Below are 24,040 nucleotides of genomic sequence, written 5' to 3'. Positions count from 1 at the left end.
CACGGCATCGCCTAATCGCAACATGGCCAAAGACCCCTCCCTCGACGCCGCCTATGCCCTCGAAACGCCCGAGGATTCAAAACAGCTCTACGCCGCATGGGCCGACAGCTACGACAGCGATTTCGCCCGCAACAGTGACTATATCCTGCCCGAAGCAGTGGCCCGTCACTTCGTGAATATCGGCGGTTTCGGCCCGGTATTGGATGTCGGCGCAGGCACAGGTCTGTGCGGCGGCGCCCTGCGCGCCCGCGGGATCGAGGACATCGACGGCACCGACATCTCCGCCGACATGCTGGAGGTCGCGAAGACCAAGGACATCTACCGCACAACCCGTGTCGAAAACCTCTTTGACGGGTTGGCGACGCCCCATGGCCTGTATCAAGGGGCCGTTAGCTCCGGCACCTTCACCAACGGGCATGTTGGACCGGACGGGATCAAACCGGTATTGGCAGCGGTCAGGCCGGGTGGCCGCATCGTGATATCGGTGAATGCAAAGCACTACGCCGCCTTGGGGTTCGAGGGCGAATTGACCCAGTTAGAGACTGATATCGACGACCTCACCACGACCGAAGTCGCCATCTACGGCCCCTCAGCCACAGGTGATCATGCCAAGGACACTGCCCTCCTCGTCGCCTTCCGACGCGCTTAGTCCTTGTCGAAAAACGGCGTCACCTGCGCCACGATCACCGCGTTTTCATCCAGCGCACGCTGCATCAGCGCCCGCTCCTCGCCATCAATCTCATGCCCCTCGGCCAACCGCTCATCCAGGGTGCCATAGCCAGTCACATCCAGCGGTGCGGTATCGGCCTGTTTCAACAGCGCAACGGTCTCACGCACCGCCTCCGCCTCGTCCACGCCGGACGCAAAGCACATCAGCGCGGCACCGGTCGCCCCATCCGGCAACCCATCCCCGGCCTTGCGCCCGATCTGCACAAGCAGGGTAAACACTTGCTGCCGCGACGCGGGCTTCGGTTTGGATTTCTTGGTCTCGGACATGAATAGGGCCGCCGCAATTTGATTGCGACAGCCCTAGCCCAATTCACATCAAGGCGAAAGCGTTAGGCGCTGCGCACCGCGCGCCCAAGGGAGATCAGGATACACGCCCCCACGATCCCAGCTACCAGTTGCCCAATCCAACCGCCCAGCGTGGACCCGAACACAAAGGTCAAAATCGCGTTGAACACCACAGCGCCAAGGATCCCCAGCACGATGTTCAACAGCAGCGAGTGATCCGTCTTCATGATCTTTTCGGCGATCCAGCCAGCCAAAGCGCCCACGATGATCGCCGCAAACCAACCCAGTCCAGTCATAGGTCATCTCCCATGTGCCAACCTGCACAGACAACATATGACCGGGACTGTTCGTTCCAATCAGTCGCGCAACAACTCGTTGATCGACGTCTTGGACCGGGTCTTTTCATCGACGCGCTTCACGATCACAGCGCAATACAGGTTCACACCGTTCTTCGACGGCATCGACCCTGCCACGACAACCGAGCCGCTCGGCACTTCGCCATACATGACCTCGCCCGTCTCACGATCCACGATCTTGGTTGACTGGCCGATGAACACCCCCATGCCCAGGACAGACCCTTCGCGGACGATACAGCCCTCAACCACCTCGGACCGCGCCCCGATAAAGCAGTTGTCCTCGATAATGGTCGGCCCAGCCTGCATGGGCTCAAGTACGCCGCCAATGCCCACGCCACCCGACAGGTGCACATTCTTGCCGATCTGCGCGCAGGACCCGACGGTCGCCCATGTATCCACCATGGTGCCTTCGTCCACGTAAGCGCCAAGGTTCACAAAAGACGGCATCAACACCACGCCCGGCGCAATAAACGCGGACTTGCGCACGACACAATTCGGCACGGCACGGAAACCGGCAGCCTGCCACTGGTTATCACCCCAACCCTTGAACTTGCTGTCGACCTTGTCCCACCAGCCGCCGCCTTGCGGGCCGCCATCCTGCTGTTCCATGTCCTTGATACGGAACCCCAGCAGCACGGCTTTCTTCGCCCACTGGTTCACATGCCAGCTGCCATCGCCCTGCTTCTCCGCCACGCGCAGACTGCCGCTGTCCAGCGCGTTGAGCGTGTCCTCGATCGCCTCACGGGTCTCACCGGTGGTGGCGGGCGTGATGGTATCCCGCGCGTCCCACGCGGCTTCGATGGCGGTTTCAAGCTGTGCGTTGGACATGGCGGTCTCCCCTCATTGATCGCGGCGCTTAGACAACAATCCGCAGGGCCTTGCAATCATATCTGGGCAAGGCGCGCCCGGCACGTTAGGCCTGTAGGGTCCGACAGGAGAGTATGTGATGAAAGACGACCACCGCAGCCCGTTCCGCGATGCCTATACCGACCGCAAGGCCGTCGAAGGCGCGCCCGATACACCACAGACACGCTCGCCCGCCTACGGTCTGGCCTTTGCCGATGACGAATTCCTGTGCCGGGACGAACTGCGCCCCGTGCGGCTGCAGCTCGAATTGCTCAAGCCCGAGATGATGATGAACGAACAGGGCGTCGAAAGCACGATTGTCCTCTTCGGCGGCGCCCGCATCCCCGACCCGGAAAACAAGGGTGAGGCGCGCACCCAAACCCTCGCTGACCTGTCGTCCTTCTACGACGAAGCACGCGAATTCGCGCGGCTCATGACACTCACGTCCATGGAGACGGGCGGCACCGAAAACGTCATCGTCACCGGCGGCGGCCCCGGTGTGATGGAGGCGGGCAACCGTGGCGCCGTCGATGCCGGTGGCCGCTCCATCGGGCTCAACATCGTGCTGCCGTTCGAACAGGCGCCCAACGCCTATGTCACGCCTGACCTCTGCTTCAACTTCCACTACTTCGCCATCCGCAAGATGCACTTCCTGATGCGCGCCCGCGCCATCTGCGTCTTCCCCGGCGGCTTCGGCACGCTGGACGAGCTTTTCGAATCCCTCACCCTGATCCAGACGGGCCGGATGGAGCGTGTGCCCTTTCTCCTCTTCGGCCGCGCCTTCTGGGACAAGATCATCAACTGGGATGCGCTGTCGGACGCGGGCACTATCTCCGCCGACGATCTCGACCTCTTCCGCTTCGTCGACACGGCACAGGAAGCCATCGAAGTGATCAACACCTGGGGGCCTACTGGCAAACGCGGCGAGGTACCCGGCAGATAAATTTCGGAACCCTTGCCGCCCTTACCCGTTGTCCCCCCGAACAGCAACTGAACCGGAGGGAACAATGGCACAGGGAAAAAACGGCAAGGCTGACACATCCGACGTGGCAGCGCAGATCGAAGTGATCAAATCCGACATCGCAGCGCTGACGGCCCTGATGGGCGACGTCGCCTCGCAAAAGGCCGAAGGGGCCAAGGCGAACGCAGCAGGCATGGCCGACAAGGTCAAACAGACCGCCGCTGATCAGGCAACGCTCGCGCAACTGCGCGCGCAGGAAATGGGCGCATCGGTGCGCACGGCGGCCGAAGATGGGTATGCCAAAACGGAAGATGCTATTCGCCAGCAGCCCGCCATGGCCGTGGGGATCGCAGCAAGCGTTGGCTTCCTGATCGGTCTTCTGGCGACGCGCCGCGCATAATGCTGGCGCAGATCAAGCATAACGTCGCTCAGACCGCCCAACGCGCCGCGCTCGGGGGTCTGGGGGGCGTCTGCCTTCTGGCCGGGGTCGGCTTCCTGACCGCGGCCCTTTTCATGTATCTGCTGACGCAAACCGATCCGATCACGGCCTGCCTGATCATCGGCGGCGGTTTTTCCGGGATCGGACTGGTCTTTGTCGGCCTGTCGCGCGCTGGCAAGGCTCCAACACCACCCGCTGTTGCAACGGCGCAAGCCTCACCTTCTGCGTCCGCAATGACGCCAGTCATGCTCGCCTTCTTAGACGGACTGCAGCAAGGCATGGCGGCACGTCACGCAGCCAAACCCGGAAGCAACGGGTAGTCAGGCGGCCATCTCGGCCGGCAATGTGCACACAGCCACTCGGTGCGGCAGCGTCTCAACCACATCGCCTGTCGCCGTCTCGCGGATAGAATAGCCGTACCCGGCCAAGCGGTGCTTCCACTCGCGGCGCGACAGCGCCTGGCTGCGTTCACGGCTCACCAGGTCCAGCACCTGCGCTTCGACAAACGGGTCATTTCCAAAAAACACGGACATAATCATCACTCCATTTCCTTTTCCCTGAGCCTGTCATGTCAGGGCACCGTGGCGCTATTGGTGCGCAAACAGGAAAAGATTGTGACGATTTCGCGAACAGTTGCACGGGTAGGTAGAAACAATCCTACCGTTTCAGTGAATAGTCAAAGGACTTTCCAGTGCCACGGCTCCGCGTAACGCGAAAGGTCGTGCCATCCGTTTCCCACTTCTGGCAGTCCGTATTCTTCGAATGCGTGGTCAAGGTCCGGCACCAATACTGGTCACGCCAGGCCCACGCGCCTTGCAAACGCTTGCCGCCAAAATTGCCAGTCAATGAACCGTTGGACTTGATGGTAAAATTGTCGCTGTTGAACCACATCTTCTTACCCACAACGAGGGTCCTGAACTCCGCCTCGGTCTGGATCCACTTGAACTCTTGTGCCGCCACGGTCGTCGGCAAGATCAGAATAAATGCAATGGCAATACGTTTGAAAAAAGTCATCATATCAGCTTCCAAGAATGTCGTAACACAATACGAGAAAGCTACAGGCTCCGACCGTCAGGGCAAAGCCTTTTTGCAAAAAGCAGTATGGCGGCTCAGTTCAGCCCAGCCTCCGCCGCAATCTCCTTGCGGCTCTTGCGCGCGCGCTCAGTCGCCGACTTCAACTGCCCGCAGGCGGCCAGAATATCCTCACCCCGTGGCGTCCGGATGGGTGAGGCATAGCCCGCCTGATAGATGATGTTGGCAAAGGCGCGGATCCGGTTGTTCGACGACCGCTTGTAGGGCGCACCGGGCCACTCGTTGAACGGGATCAGGTTCACCTTGGCCGGAATGCCCTCCAGCAATTCCACCAACCGGTGCGCATCGGCGTCGGTATCATTCACCCCATCCAGCATCACATATTCAAAGGTGATCCGCTCCGAATTACGACCGCGCGGATAGGCTTTCAACGCCTCCAACAGCGCCTCGATGTTCCACCGCTTGTTGATCGGCACCAACGTGTTGCGGACGTCGTCGGTCGTGGCGTGGAAAGACACAGCAAGCTGACAGCCAATCTCATTCGCCGTCCGCTCAATCTCCGGCACAACGCCCGAAGTGCTCAACGTGATCCGCCGACGGCTGAGCTGAATGCCCTCCTCATCCATGCAGATCTTCATCGCATCGCGCACGTTCTCGAAATTATAAAGCGGCTCGCCCATCCCCATCAGCACGATGTTGGAAAGCAGCCGCGTCTCATCCTTCGGCGCACCGGGCACGGGCCACTCGTCCAGATCATCGCGCGCCATCATCACCTGACCAACAATCTCCGCCGCAGTCAGGTTGCGCACCAGCTTCTGTGTGCCGGTATGACAGAACGAACAAGTCAGCGTGCACCCGACCTGAGACGACACACACAACGTCCCCCGATCCTCCTCGGGGATATAAACAACCTCAACCTCGTGCCCCCCAGCAATGCGCACCAACCACTTGCGGGTGCCATCGACACTCACCTGCTTCGACACCACCTCGGGGATCTCGATGACAAACTTCTCGGCCAACTCGGCGCGATACACTTTCGACAGGTTCGTCATCGCATCAAAGTCACGCACACCCCATTGGTAAATCCACTGCCAGATCTGCCCCACCCGCATCTTCGCCTGCTTCTCCGGCGTGCCGTGGGCCACCAAAACCTCCCGCAACTGCGGGCGGGTCAGACCCACAAGGTTCACAGGCCCCTCCGGCAGTTTCCGGGGGATCGTCAAAACATCCTGCGTGATCGGCGCATCAGCCATAGCGGTATCCATAAATAGGGTGATGCGCCCCTATATAGGAAACCAACCAACAATCAAAAGGATTCGCCCAAAACGAAAAGAGCAGCGGCCAAAACCACTGCCCTTCTTCTGGCTAAAAATACCTTCGGGGAGTTTGAGGGGCAGACAGCCCCTCATCAGCAAAAATGAATCGCGCGCGCCGTCAGGCGCACATCTGGATCACTCCGCCGCTACCTTGCCCTTTGGCTCCCACGCGAACGGGGCAAAGGCCGCTTCGGTCGGCGTCTCGAACAACGCATTGGTAAAGTTCGAAATCACCTTCTGTGCATAGATCAGAACGGTGTCGAGGATCGCGCGCTCGTCATATCCCGCCGCCTCAAAGGCCGCGATGGCGTCCGCTCCAGGACGCCCATGACTGTCACGGATGGCAAGGGTAAAGGTCCGCAGTGCTTCCAGTTTCGCGGGCAAGGGCGTCTCGTCCCGCAACGCATTCACAACGGCGTCGTCAATCTTCTCCATCTTCGCGAGGCCGGTATGGGCGGGCACACAATAGTGACACTGGTTGGCGACATTCACCGTCATCCAAACCACCGTCCGCTCTTCGGGGGTAAAGGCTGTTCCCTCGATCGCCAGCCGGTGCAGGTGCTGATAGCCCTCCAGCAGACCGGGGCTTTCCGCCATGACGCCATGCAGGCTGGGCAACCAGCCAAAGGCCTTAATCACATTCTCAAGCAGTGGTTTCGAGGACTCAGGGGCGGTATCGACAGTATGAACAGTGGTGGTGACCATAACGAATTCCTTTTTCGGGTTTGTGACCCCACACCACCTAGTAATGGACCAAAAGGTTCCAAACTGCGCAAATGCACCAAAGGGCCGTGCATACCTGCACAGTCCTTCTCACGTTTGTGACTTGCAATGACGGCAGCGTTACCCGCCGCAGCGCGCCTCGGCATCCTCGACCGCCGCCGTAAAGCCCAGCAGCGAGAACGTGTCCGTCGTCGTCGTCCCACGGCTCGAAACACCTGTGACCACGGCATTGGCGCCGCGCTTCATGGCGGTGACGATCTTGGCGTCGTCCGCAGGTGTCGCAGGCCAAGCCCATTCACCCTCGGTGAACAACTCAAACTCGGTGCCGCCAATATTCACGTTGACCGTCGATCCCGACCGGAAGGGATAGCCACCGGTAAAGGCAACTTGTCCCTTGGCTTCTGCACTTGGGCGATAAAACACCATCAGCAGGATCTGACCACGAGTCGCCGCTACGACGCGCCCTTCGCGGGTGTTCACCACCTCCTTGGGCGTCGCAACACCCCAGCATTCCGTTGGATTATCCTCGACGAACACGCTCCAGTCGGTCTTGGCCGCCACCCGGTTCGTGCTTTGATCTTGCGCAAGAGCAGCACCCGCCATAAGCGAAAGCGCGCCGACCGCTCCAATGATCGTCTTCGTAAATGCCATAGCCACAGCCTCCAAGCTGTTCGAAACCTCAATACCTGAACCGTCCCCGGGTGCACCATTTTCGGCGCATTCTCTTGCAAGAGCGGTCTTTCTTCTCGACAAGTCGCACATTAGCGCGAAAGGCGCGACGCAGGAAAGATGAATTGGCGGGAAATCGCCAAGTTGTGAGGGAAAAGATGACACATCCGGCACATGGCGCAGTCACCCTGGCCGAAATCTGGCGCGGCCCCTTCCTGGAAAGCGCACATCAGGGCCACGCGGTCATCTGCGACGACACCGGCCAGATCGTCGAAGCGTGGGGCGAACCCGGCACCGTCGTCCTGCCCCGGTCGTCCTCCAAAATGATCCAGGCCCTGCCCCTCCTGACAAGCGGCGCAGCCGCTGCCCACAACCTTACACCCGAACACCTCGCCCTCGCCTGCGCCTCGCACCAGGGCGCACCCGTCCATGTAAACAAGGTCGGCGCATGGCTCTCCGCCATCGGCAAAGAAGACCACGACTTCAAATGCGGCCCGCAGGAATCCCGCGACCCCGACCTGCGCACGGCAATGATCAAGGGGGACGAAAGCCCCTGCCGCATCCACAACAACTGCTCCGGCAAGCACACCGGCTTCCTGACGCTCGCCAAACACCTCGGCGCGGGCCCCGATTACGTAGACCCCGATCACCCGGTGCAAAACGCCTGTCTCGAAGCCTTCGAACGGGTGACAAATGAAACCTCCCCCGGCTACGGCATCGACGGCTGCTCCGCCCCCAATTTCGCCTGCACCCTACACGGCATGGCCCGCGCCATGGCCCACTTCGCCGCCGCCGCCCCCGACAGCGCCGAAGACCAACTGCGCAACGCAATGACGGCCCACCCCGATCTCGTCGCAGGCGAGGGGCGCGCCTGCACCCGCCTCATGCGCGCCATGAACGGCAAGGTCGCGATCAAAACAGGGGCCGAAGCGTTCTTCATCGCCATCCTGCCCGAACAGCGCATGGGTGTGGCACTCAAGATCACCGATGGCGGCACCCGCGCCGCCGAATGCGCCATCGCACAAATCCTCGTCCGGCTCGGCGCACTCGACCCCAACCACCCCGAGGCGCTGGCCTACACCAGCGCACCCATCAAAAACTGGGACGGCCTCGAAACAGGCCACCTCCGCGCCGCCCCCGCACTCCTCTAACGCGGATCAAGATCCCCCTTACGCGAAACACCCCCGTTTCTTCTGACTGAAAATACGACGGGGGAGGCGCACAGCGCCGGGGGCAGAGCCCCCCTTACACGCTCACAAATTCAGACCGCGCATAGCCCTGCAGGTACAACAGTGCCGTCAAATCCCCGAAATTCACCCGCACGTCACATTGCGCGGCAACAGCCGGTTTCGCGTGCAAGGCGACACCCATTCCCGCGCGCCCCAACATGCCCAAATCATTGGCCCCGTCGCCTACGGCCAGCACATCCGCCTCGGCAATACCCAACCGCGCCGTGATCTCTTCCAAGGCATCCACCTTGGCCTGCTGCCCAAGGATCGGCATGCCAACCTCACCCGTCAGCACACCACCCTCAGCCAAAAGCGTATTGGCCCGATTCTCATCAAACCCAAGCTTGCCCGCCACGGCAGAGGTAAAGGCGGTAAAGCCACCGGACACCAAGGCCGCATAAGCCCCATGCGCCTTCATCGTCGCCAACAAGACCGGCCCGCCGGGCATCAGGGTAATCCGCTCCTCCAGCACCTGCCCGATCACCGCCTCGGGCAGGTTCTTCAACAACCCAACGCGCTCGCGGATCGCCTCCTCGAAATCCAGCTCACCGTTCATGGCGCGGGCCGTGATGTCCTTCACCCGATCGCCCACACCGGCCACATCGGCCAGTTCATCAATGCACTCCTGCTGGATCATGGTGCTGTCCATATCGGCCAGCAGCATCTTCTTCCGGCGGCCCTCCATGGGCAGGATGACCAGATCAACACCCAAGCCTTGCAGCTCGGCCCAAACCTCCCACCGATTGTCCGGCATCACCTCAAGCGAAAATGACGCCGCCTCGTCCACGGCCAACCACTGCGCATCACCACCCCCCCACGCATTGCGCAGATTGTCGATCAGGGCAGGGTCGAGCGACGGCTTGGAGGAATCCGTCAACAGGGTACAAACAAACATGAGGGTCCGTTTCCGATACGCGACGCAGATGTCGCAAATAAATGGTCAAACGGCGCTATAGCTCCGGATTCCCGGTTGCACCACCCCACAGACCTCCATAAACGCAGCGGTGGGACACCCTTCCCCAACGAAGGGCGCATATCTGCAAGGATAACATCAGATGGCTACTACTGCTCCGGTCACGCGGCCGGCAAATCCGCGTTTTTCGTCTGGCCCCTGTGCCAAACCCCCCACCCATACTCTTGCCGCACTCTCCGACGCGCCCCTTGGCCGCTCGCACCGTGCCGCCGAGGGCAAATCCAAGCTCAAGCAGGCGATCGAGGAAACGCGCGACATCCTCGGCGTCCCCGCCGACTACAAGATCGGCATCGTGCCCGCCTCCGACACCGGCGCCTACGAGATGGCGATGTGGTCCCTGCTGGGCGAACGCCACGCTGAAATGGTCGCCTGGGAATCCTTCGGCGCAGGCTGGGTCACCGATGTGGCCAAGCAACTGAAAATCGAACACACCGTCCACACCGCCGACTACGGTCAGATCGTGGACATGGCCGCCCTGAACTATGACCACGATGTCTGCTTCACCTGGAACGGCACCACGTCCGGCGTCCGCATGGCAAATGGTGACGCGATCCCCGCAGACCGCGCAGGGCTAACCCTCTGTGACGCAACCTCCGCGGCCTTCGCCATGGACCTGCCCTGGGACAAGTTGGATGTCACCACGTTCAGCTGGCAAAAAGTGCTGGGCGGCGAAGCAGCCCACGGCATGCTGATCCTCAGCCCCCGCGCGGTAGAACGGCTGGAAAACTACACGCCCCCATGGCCGCTCCCCAAAGTCTTCCGCCTGACCAAAGGCGGCAAGCTGATCGACGGCATCTTCGAAGGCGCGACCATCAACACCCCCTCCATGCTCGCGGTCGAAGACTACCTGTTCTCGCTGAAATGGGCGCGTGAGGTCGGCGGCCTGCAAGGGCTGATCGCCCGCGCCGAGGCCAACGCCCAAGCAGTTTTCGACTTCTGCGACGCAAACGACTGGATCGACAACCTCGCCGTTGATCCTGCAACGCGCTCGACCACTTCCGTCTGCCTAAAGTTCACCGACGACCGGATCACGGACGGCGCCGCCTTCGCCAAGGCCATCGCCAAACGGCTCGCGGATGAAAACGTGGCGCTCGACATCGGCGCTTACCGCGACGCCCCTCCGGGCCTGCGCATCTGGTGCGGCGGCACAGTCGAAACATCAGACATCGAAGCAATGCTGCCCTGGCTGGCCCACGCCTTCGAGACCGAAATCGCAGCCCAAACAGAAGCGGCCTGACCCTTTCCCTGTTTCAAAAAATCCTGGGGGAGGCGCGCAGCGCCGGGGGCAAAGCCCCAAAAACGCTTCCCCTACTCACCAAATCATAGGGTCGCATTTACTGCGCACCACCCGCCCAAGGACAATACAATGCCCAAAGTTCTCATCTCCGACAAACTCTCCGACGCCGCCGTCCAGATCTTCCGCGACCGCGGGATCGAGGTCGACTTCGAACCCGATCTCGGCAAGGACAAGGACAAGCTGGCCGAGGTCATCGGCCAATATGACGGCCTCGCCATCCGCTCTGCGACCAAGGTCACGCCGACGATCCTGAAACACGCCGACAACCTCAAAGTCATCGGCCGCGCAGGCATCGGCACCGATAACATCGACAAGGACGCCGCCAGCAAAAAGGGCGTGATCGTCATGAACACGCCCTTCGGCAATATGATCACGACCGCTGAGCACGCCATCGCCATGATGTTCGCCGTCGCTCGCCAGATCCCCGAAGCCTCGGAATCCACCCACGCAGGCAAATGGGAAAAGTCCAAATTCATGGGCACCGAGCTGACAGGCAAGACCCTTGGCGTCATCGGCGCGGGCAACATCGGCGGCATTGTCTGCGACCGCGCGCGTGGCCTGAAAATGAAAGTCCTCGCCTACGACCCCTTCCTGGGCGAGGAAAAGGCCGCGAAAATGGGCGTGGAAAAGGTTGAACTCGACGACCTGATCAAACGCGCTGACTTCATCACCCTGCACGTCCCCAAGACCGAGCAGACCGCCAACATGATCACGGCCGAGAAAATCGCCATGATGAAACCCGGCGTGCGGATCATCAACTGCGCCCGCGGCGGCCTCGTGGACGAAGAGGCGCTGGCCGAAGCGCTCAAATCCGGCCACGTCGCAGGCGCAGCCTTCGACGTCTTCGCCGAAGAACCCGCCAAGGAAAACGCCCTCTTCAACCTGCCCAACGTCGTCGTCACGCCCCACCTCGGTGCTGCCACAACCGAAGCGCAGGAAAACGTCGCCCTGCAAGTGGCCGAGCAGATGGCCAACTACCTGCTCACAGGCGCCGTCGAAAACGCGCTCAACATGCCCTCCGTCACCGCGGAAGAGGCCAAGGTCATGGGCCCCTGGGTCAAGCTCGCCGGACATTTGGGCAGCTTCACAGGCCAGATGACGGATGAACCGATCAAGGCGATCAACATCCTCTATGACGGTGTCGTTTCCGAAATGAACCTCGACGCGCTCAACTGCGGCGTGGTCGCGGGCATCATGAAGCGGGCCAACCCGGACGTGAACATGGTCTCCGCCCCCGTCATTGCGAAGGAACGCGGTATCCAGATCTCGACCACGAACCAGGACCAGTCCGGCGCGTTCGAGGGCTACATCAAGGTCACAGTCGTCACCGACAAACGCGAACGCTCGGTCGCGGGCACGGTCTTCTCCGACGGCAAACCCCGCTTCATCCAGATCAAGGGCATCAACATCGACGCCGAGATCGGGGCCAACATGCTCTACACCACGAACGAAGATGTGCCAGGCGTCATCGGCCTCTTGGGCAATACAATGGGGCATAACGGCGTGAACATCGCGAACTTTACCCTGGGACGCGCTGCCATCGGCGGCGAAGCCATCGCGCTGCTCTATGTCGACGAACCCATCCCCGCTGACGTGCTGAAAACACTCGAAGGGACCGGGCAATTCACGCAGGTCAAACCGCTCGAATTCGACGTCGCGTGAGGAGCAGGGCGGAGGATAGCTCCGCCTTACGATTGTCACCGAACTGAACTAAACGCATGGGCGACCCGAGACCGAGGACGCCCATGCCACGCCCCGCAGCCTATATCCTGTGCACCAGCCCACGCAGCGGCAGCACACTCCTCTGCGGGCTCCTGCGCGACAGCGGCGCGGGACATCCCAAATCCTACTTCCACCGCCCATCCCTCGCCGACTGGCGCAGCGGTTTGGACCTCGACCCAAACACACCCCGCGCTGACATCTTCGCAGAAGCCGCACGGCAAGGGCGGGCAAACACCGACATCTTCGGCCTGCGCCTGCAACGTCAAAGCGCACCCTTCTTCTTTGAACAACTGCGCGACATGCACCCCGCAGCGCAAACCGACGCTCAAGCCGTCACCGCCCAATTCGGCCCCACCCGCTACCTCTACCTGCACCGCACCGACAAACTGGCCCAAGCCGTGTCACTGGTGCGCGCCAGCCAAAGCGGCCTCTGGCACCGCAACGCCGACGGGTCGGAACTGGAACGCACCGCCCCACCGCAAACGCCAACATATGACCAAGACGCCATCGCAACTGAACTTGCGACGGCCAAAACCTACGATACCGAATGGGAAACGTGGTTCACACGCGAGGGCATCACGCCCTTCCGCCTGGATTACGACAGGCTCGCAGCCGACCCACATGCAACACTGGCGCGCGTGCTAAACCACCTCGACCTGCCGCCTGTCACATTGTCAGCCCCCGCCGTCGCCAAACTCGCCGACGACATCAACGCGGACTGGATCGCCCGGTTCAAAGCCGACACGAAATGACAGTACGGCACGGGTGTCATCCGCCTTGCACCGCACGCCAATGACGGTACGGTAAACCAATGCCCGGCTTCGACACCCTCCTCGCTTTTCTCATCGCCACCGCGATCTTCGCCTACATCCCCGGCCCCGCGATGCTCTACGCAACAGCGCAAACGCTCGCCCGTGGCACGCGCGCCGGGCTTATGGCCGCGCTCGGCATCCATATCGGCGGCTACGTGCACGTGCTGGCCGCCGCCTTCGGCCTCGCCATCCTCTTTGAACTTGTACCGCCCCTCTACCTCGCGCTGAAACTGATCGGCGCCGCCTACCTCATCTGGCTGGGGATCCAGATGATCCGCACACGCAACGCCCGCGTAAATGCCACACCTCAAGGCAGCCGCGACCCGGCACGCGCCTTCCGGCAAAGCATGACGGTCGAAATACTGAACCCAAAGACAGCGCTTTTCTTCGTGGCCTTCCTGCCGCAATTCTCCGACCCGGGCGCAGCACTCCCGATCTGGGCGCAACTCCTGATCCTCGGCACCATGGTCAACATCATGTTCTCCAGCGCCGACCTCGTCTGCGTGGCGCTGGCCTCCCGCATGTCACGTCTGCTCGCACGTTCGGGCCGGGCCACAGCTCGGGCCAAGGCACTCGGCGGCTCGATCCTTGTCGGTCTCGGCGTGACCGTCGCCCTCGACCGATAGACCCGAACGCAGTAAGGCAAAGGCACCCTCCGCCCCGCCCGAAAGACCCCCCATGACAGACCCCATCTACGCCATCGGCGACATCCACGGCCAAATGGCCGAGCTGAACCGCGTGTTATCCCTGATCGAAACAGACGGCGGCCCCGGCGCGCAGATTGTCTTTCTCGGCGACTATACCGACCGTGGCCCCGACAGCCGCGCCGTCCTCGATACCCTGATCGCCGGACGTGACGCAGGCCGCAACTGGACATTTCTCAAGGGCAACCACGACCGCATGTTCGAATGGTTCATGGCCGACCCGCTTCGGCACGATCCCCACCTGATGGTCGAACTCTATTGGCTGCACGACCGGCTCGGCGGCGCCACGACACTCGCCTCCTACGGCGTGGACGCAAGCGGCCACCGCCGGGAAAAGGAGGTGCAGGCCGACGCCCGCGCCGCCGTGCCAACATCTCATCTTACCTTCTTGCAAGACCTCCGCCTGATGCACGTCACCAGCGGCATCATGTTCGTCCACGCGGGCATTCGTCCCGGCGTCCCGATCAGGGACCAGACAGAAGAAGACATGCTCTGGATCCGGCAAGAGTTCCACAACTCCAACGCAACGCACCCCAAGCTGATCGTCCATGGCCACACCCCGGTCGAGGTGCCGACGCATTACGGCAACCGCATCAACCTCGACACCGGCGCAGGCTACGGCAGGCCGCTCACCGCCGCGGTGTTCGAAGGTGACGCCGCGTGGACTCTGACCTCCTCAGGGCGCCAGCCTCTTACCACGTAGGCTGGGCTTCAGCCGGGCTAACATCTCAGGTCCAGTCCAGCACAACCTTGCCGGAAGACCCCGCCTTCATCGCCGCAAACCCAGCCTCGAACTCCTCCGCCCGGAACCGGTGCGTGATCACCTTTGACACATCGAGCCCATTCTCCAGCATCGCGATCATCTTGTACCAGGTCTCGAAAATCTCGCGCCCATAGACCCCTTTGATCGTGATCGCCTTGAACACGATCCGGCTCCAATCCACGGGGCTCTTGCCCGGCGGAATCCCCAGCATCGCAATGCACCCACCCATCGTCATCGCCTCAACCATCTGATCGAGCGCTTGCTGATTGCCGGACATTTCCAGACCCACATCAAAGCCCTGGGTCATCCTCAATTCTTCAATGATCTCAGACAGTTCCCGCTCCGCCACATTCACCGTCACCACGTCGGCAACACGCTCAGCCAGCGCCAACCGGTCCGGGTTCACATCCGTGATCACCACATGCCGCGCGCCCACATGGCGCGCCACAGCCGCCGCCATGATCCCGATAGGTCCGGCACCGGTGACCAGCACATCCTCCCCGATCAGATCAAAGGACAGCGCCGTATGCACCGCATTCCCAAGCGGATCCAGAATGGCCCCCACATCGTCCGAAATCCCATCCGGCAACGGCACCACGTTGAACGCGGGCAGACGCAGATACTCGGCAAACGCCCCCTGCTCATTCACCCCGATCCCCCGCGTCGCCGGGTCCAGATGAAACTTCCCCGCCCTACTCTGGCGCGAGGTTTTCCCGATCAGATGTCCCTCGCCCGAGCATCGCTGCCCGAGCGTCAAGTCATTGACGTTAAGACCTAAATCCACGATCTCCCCGGCAAACTCATGCCCCGTGATCAGCGGCGTCGGCACGGTGGCAGAGGCCCATTCATCCCAATTCCAGATATGAATATCAGTCCCGCAAATCCCGGTCTTCTTCACCCGGATCAACACGTCATCGGGCCCAATCTCCGGCACCGGCGCCTCGACCCGCCACAACCCTTCCTGCGGATGCGTCTTTTCCAAAGCCATCATGGTGTTACGCATCAAATCACCCCCACCGCTTTGCCAGCAGTTTCAAAGGCTTGTAGCCCTCGATCCAGATCATCCTGCGTCAGCGCCGCATTCATCTGCGTCCTGATCCGCGCCTGCCCACGCGGCACAACTGGGAAGAAAAAGCCCGAGACATAAACCCCCTCATCAAACAACCGCGCCGCCATATCCTGCGCCAATTGCGCTTCGCCCAGCATGACGGGGATGATCGGATGCTCACCGGGCAGGAGCTCAAAACCCAGCGTTTCCAGGCTCTTACGCCAGTACGCCGCATTGTCGAACAACCGCGCCCGCAGCGCGTCACCCTCCTCAACCAACCGGATCGCCTCAATCGCCGCGGCCACAATCGCCGGCGGCAACGAATTCGAAAACAGGTACGGCCGCGCCCGCTGGCGCAGCAGATCAATCACCGGCTGTGGCCCCGCGATATAGCCTCCAATCGACCCGCCCAGCGCCTTGCCCAAGGTTCCGGTCAACACATCGACATCCACACCGAAATGCGCCGGTGTCCCCTCACCCTTCAGCCCCATGAACCCGGTGGCATGGCAATCGTCCACCATCACCAGCGCGCCAAAATTCCGGGCAAGTTCAGTGATTTCCGGCAACTTCGCCAGATATCCGTCCATCGAAAACACGCCATCTGTCGCAATCATGATATGGCGCGCACCATCCGCCTTGGCCGCGCGCAATTGCTTTTCCAGGCTGTCCATATCGCTGTTGGCATAGCGATAGCGTTTCGCCTTACACAGACGAATGCCATCAATGATCGACGCATGGTTCAGCGCATCGGAAATGATCGCGTCCTCCGGCCCCAAAAGCGGCTCGAACAGCCCGCCATTGGCATCGAAACAGGCAGCAAACAGGATCGCATCGTCCTTGCCCAGAAACCGCGCCAGCTGCTGTTCCAGCTCGCGATGCAAGTCCTGCGTACCGCAGATGAACCGGACGGAGGCCATGCCGAACCCCTTGTCATCCATAGCATTTTTCGCCGCCGCAATCAGGTCGGGATGGTCGGCAAGCCCAAGATAATTGTTGGCGCACAGGTTCAGAACCTCGCGTCCGCCAACGTCGATGCGCCCGCCTTGGGGCGAGGTGATCTCGCGCTCGCGTTTGAACATCCCGTCCGCTTCGATCTGGGCCAGAGTGTCGGTCACATGAGTCAGAAAGGCTTGGGTCATAGATGTGCTCCTTTGCGAGAACATCTAACATCCCGGATACGATTCCGGTAGAGCGGATTTCATAATTACGGACAAAAATCCGTTACAGCGGATTTACGCTCAGGCGTTCTGCACCACCAGAAAGGCGCGCGCGGGCCGGTCCGCTTCGATCCGGTGCGGCACGTCAGCTGCATAGCGGGCCGTATCGCCCTGCCCCACCTTCTCGGAAGCGCCGCCGCTCGTCACCTTCAGCTTACCTTCGATCACGGTCAGATGTTCGCGCGCGCCACGGGCATGGGGCTGACTGTCCAGCACGCCGCCCCCGGCAAAGCGCAGCTCATACACCTCGTGCTGCCCTGCCTCCTCTGGCGGGCTGAGGATACGGATGGTGCAACCCGCACCACGGTTCTCAATGCTGGGCACATCGCCCGCGCGCAGCACCTCGATCCGCTCTGCCGTGCCCTCGTCCAAGAGCCCCGCAAAATCCACCTGCAAGGCCCGCGTCAGGTTCCAGAGCGTCGCGATGGTGGGCGAAGACTCTCCCCGCTCGATCTGACTGACCATCGACCGGGACACGCCCGACAGTTTTGCCACCGCATCTAGGCTTAGGCCCTGCGCCCGCCGCGCATCCTTTAGCCGTGTGGGCAGAAGGGACAATATAGCGTCTGTATTCTCCGTCATGACGGAGTGATGCCAATGCCGCCACGTCAAAGTCAAGTCCGGGGGCTGACATGTGCCGGGCGCAGGGTCATATCAAATGACAAAAGGGAGGATCACCATGACCCAAGATATCGTCATTCTGGACGGCGCACGCACCGCCATCGGCACCTTCGGCGGATCGCTCGCAGGCACCACGCCCATCGACTTGGGCACCGTCGCGGCCAAGGCGGCACTTGAGCGGTCAGGTGTCGAGGGCGGGCAGATCGGCCATGTCGCCTTTGGCCACGTCATCAACACCGAGCCGCGCGACATGTATCTGTCTCGCGTGGCGTCGATGCAGGCGGGTGTGCCCGATACGACGCCGGCGATGAACGTGAACCGGCTGTGTGGGTCCGGCGTACAGGCAATTGTGAGCGTGATTCAGTCTCTGATGCTGGGCGATTCCGAGTTTGGCCTCGCCGGTGGGGCCGAGAACATGTCCCGCTCGCCCTTTATCATTCCCAGCCAGCGCTGGGGCGCCAAAATGGGCGACGTCAAAACGCTCGACATGATGCTGGGCGCGCTGAACTGCCCCTTTGGCACCGGGCATATGGGTGTGACGGCCGAGAATGTTGCCGCCGAGCATCAGATCACCCGCGAGGCGCAGGATGCCTTTGCACTGCAAAGTCAGGAACGCGCGGCGGCCGCGATTGCGGATGGGCGCTTTGCCAGCCAGATCACCCCGGTCGAGGTCAAGGTGAAGCGTGACACTGTCGCCTTTGAGGTTGATGAGCACCCGAAGGCGACGAGTTTAGAGGCGTTAGGTGGTCTTCGCGCTGTGTTCCAGAAAGATGGCTCCGTCACCGCAGGCAATGCGTCGGGCATTAATGATGGCGCCGCGGCTGTTGTTCTGGCGACCGCCGATGCCGCTGAGAAGGCGGGGCTGAAACCGAAAGCGCGCGTGTTGGGCTATGCGCATGCAGGCGTCCGGCCTGAGGTCATGGGCATCGGCCCGATCCCTGCGGTGCGCAACCTGCTCGACCGGACAGGGTTGTCTGCAGGCGACTTCGACGTGATCGAATCGAACGAAGCATTTGCCGCGCAGGCCCTTGCTGTGTCGAATGATCTGGGCCTGGACCATGCCCGCGTGAACCCAAACGGTGGTGCAATTGCGCTGGGGCACCCGGTTGGGGCGACTGGCGCGATCATTACTGTGAAAGCGCTGTATGAACTTGAGCGGATTGGGGGATCAAAGGCGCTGATCACCATGTGTATCGGTGGTGGTCAGGGGATCGCCTTGGCGATTGAACGCATCGCTTGAGGTCAGCGTCGGACTGGGGCTCTGCCCCAGACCCCGGGATTTTTTTGAAACAGGGAAGAGGCTTAGGCCAATGCTTCGATGAGGAGCGTGAGGCCGCCCCCGGCCAGAAGGCCTGCGATGGCGGCCAGCGTGATCCAACGCCAGAAGCCATTGCGTTTGGGCGGTTGCGGGTTGGATTGCGCGATCAGCGCCTGTTCGACAAGGCGCGGCAGGCGGGGGCCGAAGCGGGTCAGGACGCGGGCCGTTTTGTAGAGGTCGCTGACCACGGCACGGGGGCCGATGGACTTCTGGATGTAGTCCGATACCACGGGCGAGGCGACCTGCCAGATGTTGATGTTGGGGCTGAGCGAGCGCGCGACGCCCTCGACCACCACCATTGTGCGTTGCAGCAGGATCAGTTCGGTGCGGGTTTCCATGCCGAAACGCTCGGTCACTTCGAAGAGGTAGGCGAGCAGGCGGCCCATGGAGATCTTGGATGCGTCCATTCCGAAGATCGGCTCGCCCACGGACCGCAGGGCGCGGGCGAATTCATCGACATCCTTGTGCGCCGGGACATAGCCCGCTTCGAAGTGCACCTCGGCCACGCGCTTGTAATCCTTGCGGATGAAGCCAAACAGGATCTCGGCATAGACGCGGCGGGTGTACTCGTCGATATGCCCCATGATCCCGAAATCATAGGCGATGATGTCCCCGTTGGCCGCGACCTTGAGGTTGCCCTGGTGCATGTCGGCGTGGAAATAGCCATCGCGCAGGGCGTGCATGAGGAAGAGTTTGAGCACCCGTTCGCCCAGCTGGACGCGGTCGTGGCCTGCGGCGTCGATTGCGGCGTTGTCGCCCATCGGCACGCCATCGGCCCATTCAAGGGTCATCACGCGGCGGCCCGAGTATTCCCAGCGGACTTTGGGCAGGTGGAACCCTTCGTCCTTTTCCGTGTTGGCGGCGAACTCACCGGCGGCGGAGGATTCGAGGCGCAGGTCCAGTTCGCCCTGCACGACGCCGTCGAAATGGGCGATCACGTCGACAGGTTTGAGGCGCCGCGCGCCGGGCGCGAAGAGTTCGACGATAGAGGCGGCGAAATAGAAGGCGTCGATGTCCTTCTGGAACGCCTTTTCGATGCCGGGGCGGAGGACTTTGACAGCCACATACTTGTCGTCATCGGCCAGCTTCGCCTTGTGCACCTGCGCGATGGACGCAGCAGCGACGGGTTCGCTGAATTCGGAGAAGAGGGTGTCGGTGGGCACACCCAGTTCCCGCTCAACCTCTGCCTTGGCGTCCGTGGCGGGGAAGGGGGGGAGTTGGTCCTGCAGCACGCGCAGTTGAACGGCGAGTTCGTCGCCGACCACGTCGGGACGGGTCGACAGGATCTGGCCGAACTTGATGTAGGCGGGACCGAGCGCCGTGATCGCGCGGATGGCGGGCGGCATGTTTGGATCGCCCTTGTAGCCGAGCCAGCGGAAGGGTTTGGCGAGCGCCTTGGCGACGATGCGCAGGGCGGGGGGCGCTTCGAATGCGTCCAGGACCACGTTCATCGCGCCTGCGCGTTCCAGCGTTGCGCCCGTGCGGATCAGGCGGATGATGTTGTGGGGACCTTTCACCAGGTTGTCCCCGCGGGGACAGAAGCGCGATTTTGGAGTTTCCCCGCGGGGACACTTGCGCTTAACGCTTTCTTAACCACAATATATTGAAAAATCATCAGATTTTCCACCCGGAATGCAGGCAGGCGATGCCCATGGACAGGTTCCGGTACTTGGCATTCTCGAACCCCGCGGCGCGGACCATGGACAGGAATGTCTCCTGATCCGGGAACTTGCGAATGGATTCGACCAGGTACTGATAGCTGTCGCGGTCATTCGCGATGATCTGGCCCATGCGCGGGATCACGTTGAAACTGTAGAGGTCATATAGCTTTTGCATGCCGTCATTTGGCAACTGGCTGAACTCCAGCACCATCAGGCGGCCGCCGGGTTTCAGGACGCGGTAGGCTTCGTTCAGCGCCTCTTGGGGCCGCGTCACGTTCCGGATGCCAAAGCTGATCGTGTAGACGTCGAACGTATTGTTGTCGAAAGGCAGGGCCATCGCGTCGCCGACCACCCAGTCGAGGCTGTCAGACATCTTGTCTGCCTCGGCCCGTTTGCGCCCCTCGACCAGCATGGGTTCGGTGAGGTCCAGAACGGTAGCGTGGCCGTGGCCCGCGCGTTTGAGGAACTTGAACGAGATGTCACCAGTGCCGCCCGCCACGTCGAGCAGCTTTTGACCCGCACGTGGGGCCAGCCAATCCATCATCGCCTCTTTCCAGATGCGGTGGATACCGACGCTCATCACGTCGTTCATGATGTCGTACTTTGAGGCGACCGAGCCAAACACACCCTGCACGCGACCGGCCTTTTCGTCCTCGGGCACGGTTTCGAAGCCGAAATGCGTGGTTTTGTCTTCGGTCATAGGCGGGGGCGTCTTTCTCTTTTGTCAGGCCTTGTTATAGGCCGCCTGCGGGCATACACAACGGGGCCCTTTCGCCGCAGGAGTCCGCGTTCCATGCCCGAACTGCCCGAAGTTGAGACGGTCCGTCGCGGCCTTGCCCCCACCATGGAAGGGGCTGTGATTGCCCAGGCGGATGTGAACCGGCCGGATTTGCGGTGGCCGTTTCCGGCTGGGATGGCAGAGCGGTTGAGCGGGCAGCAGGTTTTGGGGCTGCGGCGGCGGTCGAAGTATATTTTGGCCGATCTGGCCTCGGGCGAGACGCTGCTGATCCATCTCGGGATGTCGGGGCGGATGCTGGTTTCTGGCGACCCGCTGGGGGTGTTTGTGCATGAACATCCCGCGCCCGAGAAACATGACCATGTGGTGCTGCACATGGACAATGGGGCGCGCATTACCTTCAACGATCCGCGGCGCTTTGGGGCGATGGATTTGATGGACACAGCAACGGCGGAGCAACATAAGCTGCTCGCCGTGCTTGGACCCGAGCCGCTGGGCAATGCATTCAACGAGGATCATCTGATCGCCGCTTTCAAGGGCAAGAACACGCCCGTCAAATCCGCGCTGCTGGATCAGAGAATCGTCGCGGGACTGGGCAATATTTACGTTTGCGAGGCGCTTTTTCGGGCGGGCATCTCGCCCATGCGCAAAGCCGGGCGGATTTCGAAAGCACGGGTGGCAGCGCTGGTGCCGATCATCCGCGATGTGCTGGCCGAGGCCATTGAGGCGGGCGGCTCGTCCCTGCGCGATTTCCGCCAAGCCGATGGAGAACTTGGATATTTTCAGCATCGGTTCGATGTGTACGGGCGCAAGGGGGAACCTTGTCGCACGCCCGGGTGTTCGCAAACCGTGGCACGGATCGTGCAGTCGGGGCGGTCGTCTTTCTACTGCAGGTCGTGCCAATCTTGACTTGAAACGGGGCGCGCAGGTGTTAACCCTGACCCCTTGAACCGCAACTGATGAAAGCGAACCCATGGCCTATGAGACGATCATCGTCGACGTGGAAGACCATATTGCAAAGGTCACTCTAAACCGGCCGGATGCGCTGAATGCCCTGAACGATCAATTACTGACCGAACTGTCCGACGCGATGGGTGCGGCACAGGCCAATGACAAGGTGCGCTGCATTGTCATCACCGGGTCGGAAAAGGCGTTCGCCGCCGGGGCCGACATCGCGATGATGAAGGACAAGTCGTTTACAGAGGTGTTTTCAGAGGATCTGTTTGGTCCCGAGACCGATGCCATTGTGCGGGTGCGCAAGCCGGTGATTGCGGCTGTGTCCGGTTATGCGCTGGGCGGGGGCTGCGAGTTGGCAATGATGTGTGACTTTATCATTGCGTCAGACACCGCGAAATTCGGCCAGCCCGAGATCAACCTGGGCGTCATGGCCGGGATCGGCGGCACACAGCGCCTGACCCGTGCGGTGGGCAAGGCCAAGGCGATGGATATGAACCTGACGGGCCGGTTCATGGACGCCCAAGAGGCGGAGCGGTGCGGGCTGGTGAGCCGCGTGGTGCCCGCCAAGAAGCTGATGGACGAAGCGATGAGCGCCGCCGAGAAGATCGCAGAAAAGTCGATGATCTCTGTCATGGCGGTCAAAGAGGCGGTGAACCGGTCGTTCGAGACGCCACTGCGCGAGGGCCTGTTGTTCGAACGCCGCGTATTCCATTCGCTGTTCGCGACCGAAGATCAGAAGGAAGGCATGGCTGCTTTCCTTGAAAAGCGCGAGGCGCAGTTCCGGGATAAGTAGCGCTCAGGTCTGGTTGGCGCCGCGCAATTGGCGAATCGTGGCGCGAATGCGTTGCCAATCTTCGGCCTCGGTGCGGTTGCCTGCTTCGGCGGCGGCGCGGGCGTGCTGGGCGGCGTGGGCTTCGGCCTTGTCGCCATGCGCGCGGTAGAGCGCGCGGGCGTGCCGAACAGTGGCCATAGGTTGAGTCATGTCGTCCTCCGGTGGCAGCTGAATGCGGGCAGTATATCACATCCCGGTCGGACTGTGCAGGATTGGTTGCGGGGCCGTTGACTCTGATCTGCAAACCGCCTAACTGCACGGCTTCTGAAACTACCGCACCAATAGATTGGGACGAGATAACATGGCAAATTCGCCTCAGGCCAAGAAGCGGGCCCGTCAAAACGAAAAACGCTTCCAAGTGAACAAGGCGCGTCGCTCGCGCATCCGCACCTATCTGCGCAAAGTCGAAGAGGCGATTGCCTCCGGTGACAAGGACGCAGCATCGGCCGCACTGAAAGCCGCACAGCCCGAGCTGATGCGCGGTGTGACCAAGGGCGTCTACCACAAGAATACTGCATCGCGGAAAATGTCTCGCCTGTCGGCACGGGTCAAAGCGCTGGGTTAAACCGCGCTCTCTCTGCAACACCGAAAGCGTCGCAATTTTGCGGCGCTTTTTTTGTTTTTCCTATGAAAACAAGGCATGCGCAGATTCTTTTCGGCGGATTCATGAGTCAAGTTTTACTTTGTCTGGACGGCCCGCTCACGAACTTGCTACCTCTATTTTGCGGTTGGGAATCGCCTTGGGGGGACAGGCCAACCACAGCGTTTGCAGGATATGCGCGTGGTGGTTGGAT

The 24,040-nt window shown here is 61.5% G+C and carries 29 protein-coding genes; 14 read left to right on the top strand and 15 right to left on the bottom strand.

Translation table 11 applies throughout. From position 1 onward, the window contains the following. Positions 1-22 precede the first annotated feature (22 nt). A complete protein-coding gene (locus tag FD715_RS12160) occupies positions 23-649 on the top strand; it encodes a class I SAM-dependent methyltransferase (protein ID WP_147109945.1) in 627 nt (208 codons plus the stop codon). On the opposite strand, the gene FD715_RS12155 is transcribed toward FD715_RS12160, so the two are convergent. The 3 genes from FD715_RS12155 to dapD all read right to left on the bottom strand — a co-directional run bounded on the left by FD715_RS12155 (position 646) and on the right by dapD (position 2,198). After that, positions 646-996, bottom strand: coding sequence for a hypothetical protein (locus tag FD715_RS12155; protein ID WP_147109943.1), 351 nt, complete (start codon positions 994-996; stop codon positions 646-648). The genes FD715_RS12160 and FD715_RS12155 overlap by 4 nt on opposite strands. Positions 997-1,058: 62 nt before the next feature. Beyond that, positions 1,059-1,310: a GlsB/YeaQ/YmgE family stress response membrane protein gene (locus tag FD715_RS12150; protein WP_147109941.1), complete on the bottom strand. Its 252-nt coding sequence runs from the start codon at positions 1,308-1,310 to the stop codon at positions 1,059-1,061. Positions 1,311-1,370: 60 nt separating this feature from the next. After that, complete coding sequence (gene dapD / locus FD715_RS12145; protein WP_039684991.1) at positions 1,371-2,198, bottom strand: 2,3,4,5-tetrahydropyridine-2,6-dicarboxylate N-succinyltransferase; 828 nt, start codon at positions 2,196-2,198, stop codon at positions 1,371-1,373. A 118-nt stretch (positions 2,199-2,316) separates the two neighbouring features. On the opposite strand from dapD, the gene FD715_RS12140 reads away from it, so the two are divergent. The 3 genes from FD715_RS12140 to FD715_RS12130 all read left to right on the top strand — a co-directional run bounded on the left by FD715_RS12140 (position 2,317) and on the right by FD715_RS12130 (position 3,936). Continuing rightward, on the top strand, positions 2,317-3,159 hold the full coding sequence (locus FD715_RS12140; RefSeq protein ID WP_147109939.1) for a TIGR00730 family Rossman fold protein: 843 nt from the start codon (positions 2,317-2,319) through the stop codon (positions 3,157-3,159). A gap of 64 nt (positions 3,160-3,223) precedes the next feature. Next, positions 3,224-3,577, top strand: a complete 354-nt coding sequence (locus FD715_RS12135) for a YqjD family protein (protein WP_147109937.1) — start codon at positions 3,224-3,226, stop codon at positions 3,575-3,577. Next, a complete protein-coding gene (locus tag FD715_RS12130; RefSeq protein ID WP_147109935.1) occupies positions 3,577-3,936 on the top strand; it encodes a phage holin family protein in 360 nt (119 codons plus the stop codon). Before FD715_RS12135 ends, FD715_RS12130 begins: the two co-directional genes overlap by 1 nt. On the opposite strand, the gene FD715_RS12125 is transcribed toward FD715_RS12130, so the two are convergent. From FD715_RS12125 to FD715_RS12105, 5 genes are all read right to left on the bottom strand, one after another. Next, positions 3,937-4,149: a hypothetical protein gene (locus FD715_RS12125; protein WP_039685897.1), complete on the bottom strand. Its 213-nt coding sequence runs from the start codon at positions 4,147-4,149 to the stop codon at positions 3,937-3,939. Between the two features lie 124 nt (positions 4,150-4,273). After that, on the bottom strand, positions 4,274-4,633 hold the full coding sequence (locus FD715_RS12120) for a hypothetical protein (RefSeq protein ID WP_147109933.1): 360 nt from the start codon (positions 4,631-4,633) through the stop codon (positions 4,274-4,276). A gap of 92 nt (positions 4,634-4,725) precedes the next feature. Further along, entirely contained in the window at positions 4,726-5,901 is a 1,176-nt protein-coding gene (gene rlmN / locus FD715_RS12115; protein WP_147109931.1) for a 23S rRNA (adenine(2503)-C(2))-methyltransferase RlmN, read from the bottom strand. A 198-nt stretch (positions 5,902-6,099) separates the two neighbouring features. Beyond that, the gene (locus tag FD715_RS12110; protein WP_147109929.1) at positions 6,100-6,669 is read right to left on the bottom strand and encodes a carboxymuconolactone decarboxylase family protein; all 570 of its coding nucleotides are present in this window, start codon (positions 6,667-6,669) and stop codon (positions 6,100-6,102) included. 138 nt (positions 6,670-6,807) lie between these two features. After that, on the bottom strand, positions 6,808-7,338 hold the full coding sequence (locus tag FD715_RS12105; protein ID WP_147109928.1) for an invasion associated locus B family protein: 531 nt from the start codon (positions 7,336-7,338) through the stop codon (positions 6,808-6,810). 176 nt (positions 7,339-7,514) lie between these two features. Between FD715_RS12105 and FD715_RS12100 the strand changes: the two genes are divergently transcribed. Further along, positions 7,515-8,507, top strand: a complete 993-nt coding sequence (locus FD715_RS12100) for an asparaginase (protein ID WP_147109926.1) — start codon at positions 7,515-7,517, stop codon at positions 8,505-8,507. Between the two features lie 94 nt (positions 8,508-8,601). On the opposite strand, the gene serB is transcribed toward FD715_RS12100, so the two are convergent. Then, complete coding sequence (gene serB, locus FD715_RS12095; protein ID WP_147109924.1) at positions 8,602-9,480, bottom strand: phosphoserine phosphatase SerB; 879 nt, start codon at positions 9,478-9,480, stop codon at positions 8,602-8,604. Positions 9,481-9,640: 160 nt separating this feature from the next. Between serB and FD715_RS12090 the strand changes: the two genes are divergently transcribed. The 5 genes from FD715_RS12090 (at position 9,641) to FD715_RS12070 (ending at position 14,796) form a co-directional block, all read left to right on the top strand. Continuing rightward, on the top strand, positions 9,641-10,795 hold the full coding sequence (locus FD715_RS12090) for a phosphoserine transaminase (protein WP_147109922.1): 1,155 nt from the start codon (positions 9,641-9,643) through the stop codon (positions 10,793-10,795). Between the two features lie 129 nt (positions 10,796-10,924). Beyond that, positions 10,925-12,517, top strand: coding sequence for a phosphoglycerate dehydrogenase (serA, locus tag FD715_RS12085; protein WP_147109919.1), 1,593 nt, complete (start codon positions 10,925-10,927; stop codon positions 12,515-12,517). A gap of 83 nt (positions 12,518-12,600) precedes the next feature. Beyond that, a complete protein-coding gene (locus tag FD715_RS12080) occupies positions 12,601-13,329 on the top strand; it encodes a Stf0 family sulfotransferase (RefSeq protein WP_147109917.1) in 729 nt (242 codons plus the stop codon). A gap of 59 nt (positions 13,330-13,388) precedes the next feature. Then, positions 13,389-14,015: a LysE family translocator gene (locus tag FD715_RS12075; protein WP_147109915.1), complete on the top strand. Its 627-nt coding sequence runs from the start codon at positions 13,389-13,391 to the stop codon at positions 14,013-14,015. A 52-nt stretch (positions 14,016-14,067) separates the two neighbouring features. Further along, on the top strand, positions 14,068-14,796 hold the full coding sequence (locus FD715_RS12070) for a metallophosphoesterase family protein (protein WP_147109914.1): 729 nt from the start codon (positions 14,068-14,070) through the stop codon (positions 14,794-14,796). 25 nt (positions 14,797-14,821) lie between these two features. Here the strand turns inward: FD715_RS12070 and tdh are convergent, their stop codons facing one another. The 3 genes from tdh to FD715_RS12055 all read right to left on the bottom strand — a co-directional run bounded on the left by tdh (position 14,822) and on the right by FD715_RS12055 (position 17,703). Beyond that, complete coding sequence (tdh, locus tag FD715_RS12065; RefSeq protein WP_147109913.1) at positions 14,822-15,859, bottom strand: L-threonine 3-dehydrogenase; 1,038 nt, start codon at positions 15,857-15,859, stop codon at positions 14,822-14,824. Further along, the gene (locus FD715_RS12060) at positions 15,859-17,043 is read right to left on the bottom strand and encodes a glycine C-acetyltransferase (protein WP_147109911.1); all 1,185 of its coding nucleotides are present in this window, start codon (positions 17,041-17,043) and stop codon (positions 15,859-15,861) included. The genes tdh and FD715_RS12060 overlap by 1 nt, the downstream gene beginning before the upstream one ends. A 99-nt stretch (positions 17,044-17,142) precedes the next feature. Beyond that, complete coding sequence (locus FD715_RS12055; RefSeq protein WP_147109909.1) at positions 17,143-17,703, bottom strand: helix-turn-helix domain-containing protein; 561 nt, start codon at positions 17,701-17,703, stop codon at positions 17,143-17,145. 97 nt (positions 17,704-17,800) lie between these two features. Between FD715_RS12055 and FD715_RS12050 the strand changes: the two genes are divergently transcribed. After that, positions 17,801-18,982, top strand: coding sequence for an acetyl-CoA C-acyltransferase family protein (locus FD715_RS12050; RefSeq protein ID WP_147109907.1), 1,182 nt, complete (start codon positions 17,801-17,803; stop codon positions 18,980-18,982). A gap of 62 nt (positions 18,983-19,044) precedes the next feature. Here the strand turns inward: FD715_RS12050 and ubiB are convergent, their stop codons facing one another. Both ubiB and ubiE read right to left on the bottom strand, forming a co-directional pair. Further along, entirely contained in the window at positions 19,045-20,577 is a 1,533-nt protein-coding gene (ubiB, locus tag FD715_RS12045) for a 2-polyprenylphenol 6-hydroxylase (RefSeq protein WP_147109904.1), read from the bottom strand. A 97-nt stretch (positions 20,578-20,674) separates the two neighbouring features. Then, positions 20,675-21,421: a bifunctional demethylmenaquinone methyltransferase/2-methoxy-6-polyprenyl-1,4-benzoquinol methylase UbiE gene (gene ubiE / locus FD715_RS12040; RefSeq protein WP_147109902.1), complete on the bottom strand. Its 747-nt coding sequence runs from the start codon at positions 21,419-21,421 to the stop codon at positions 20,675-20,677. Positions 21,422-21,514: 93 nt separating this feature from the next. Between ubiE and mutM the strand changes: the two genes are divergently transcribed. Together mutM and FD715_RS12030 are read left to right on the top strand one after the other, a co-directional pair. Then, positions 21,515-22,366: a bifunctional DNA-formamidopyrimidine glycosylase/DNA-(apurinic or apyrimidinic site) lyase gene (mutM, locus tag FD715_RS12035; RefSeq protein ID WP_147109900.1), complete on the top strand. Its 852-nt coding sequence runs from the start codon at positions 21,515-21,517 to the stop codon at positions 22,364-22,366. A 64-nt stretch (positions 22,367-22,430) separates the two neighbouring features. After that, on the top strand, positions 22,431-23,207 hold the full coding sequence (locus tag FD715_RS12030; protein WP_147109898.1) for an enoyl-CoA hydratase: 777 nt from the start codon (positions 22,431-22,433) through the stop codon (positions 23,205-23,207). A 3-nt stretch (positions 23,208-23,210) separates the two neighbouring features. On the opposite strand, the gene FD715_RS12025 is transcribed toward FD715_RS12030, so the two are convergent. Continuing rightward, the gene (locus FD715_RS12025; protein ID WP_147109896.1) at positions 23,211-23,396 is read right to left on the bottom strand and encodes a hypothetical protein; all 186 of its coding nucleotides are present in this window, start codon (positions 23,394-23,396) and stop codon (positions 23,211-23,213) included. 151 nt (positions 23,397-23,547) lie between these two features. Here FD715_RS12025 and rpsT point away from each other — a divergent pair, with 151 nt between their 5' ends. Beyond that, positions 23,548-23,811 (top strand): 30S ribosomal protein S20, encoded by a 264-nt coding sequence (rpsT, locus tag FD715_RS12020; RefSeq protein WP_147109894.1) that lies wholly within the window; start codon positions 23,548-23,550, stop codon positions 23,809-23,811. Positions 23,812-24,040: the final 229 nt, after the last annotated feature.

Origin of the sequence: Tateyamaria sp. syn59 (genome assembly GCF_007995245.1) — a bacterium.
In the GTDB taxonomy this organism is placed as follows: domain Bacteria; phylum Pseudomonadota; class Alphaproteobacteria; order Rhodobacterales; family Rhodobacteraceae; genus Tateyamaria.
This window is presented reverse-complemented; position numbering and strand designations above follow the sequence as displayed.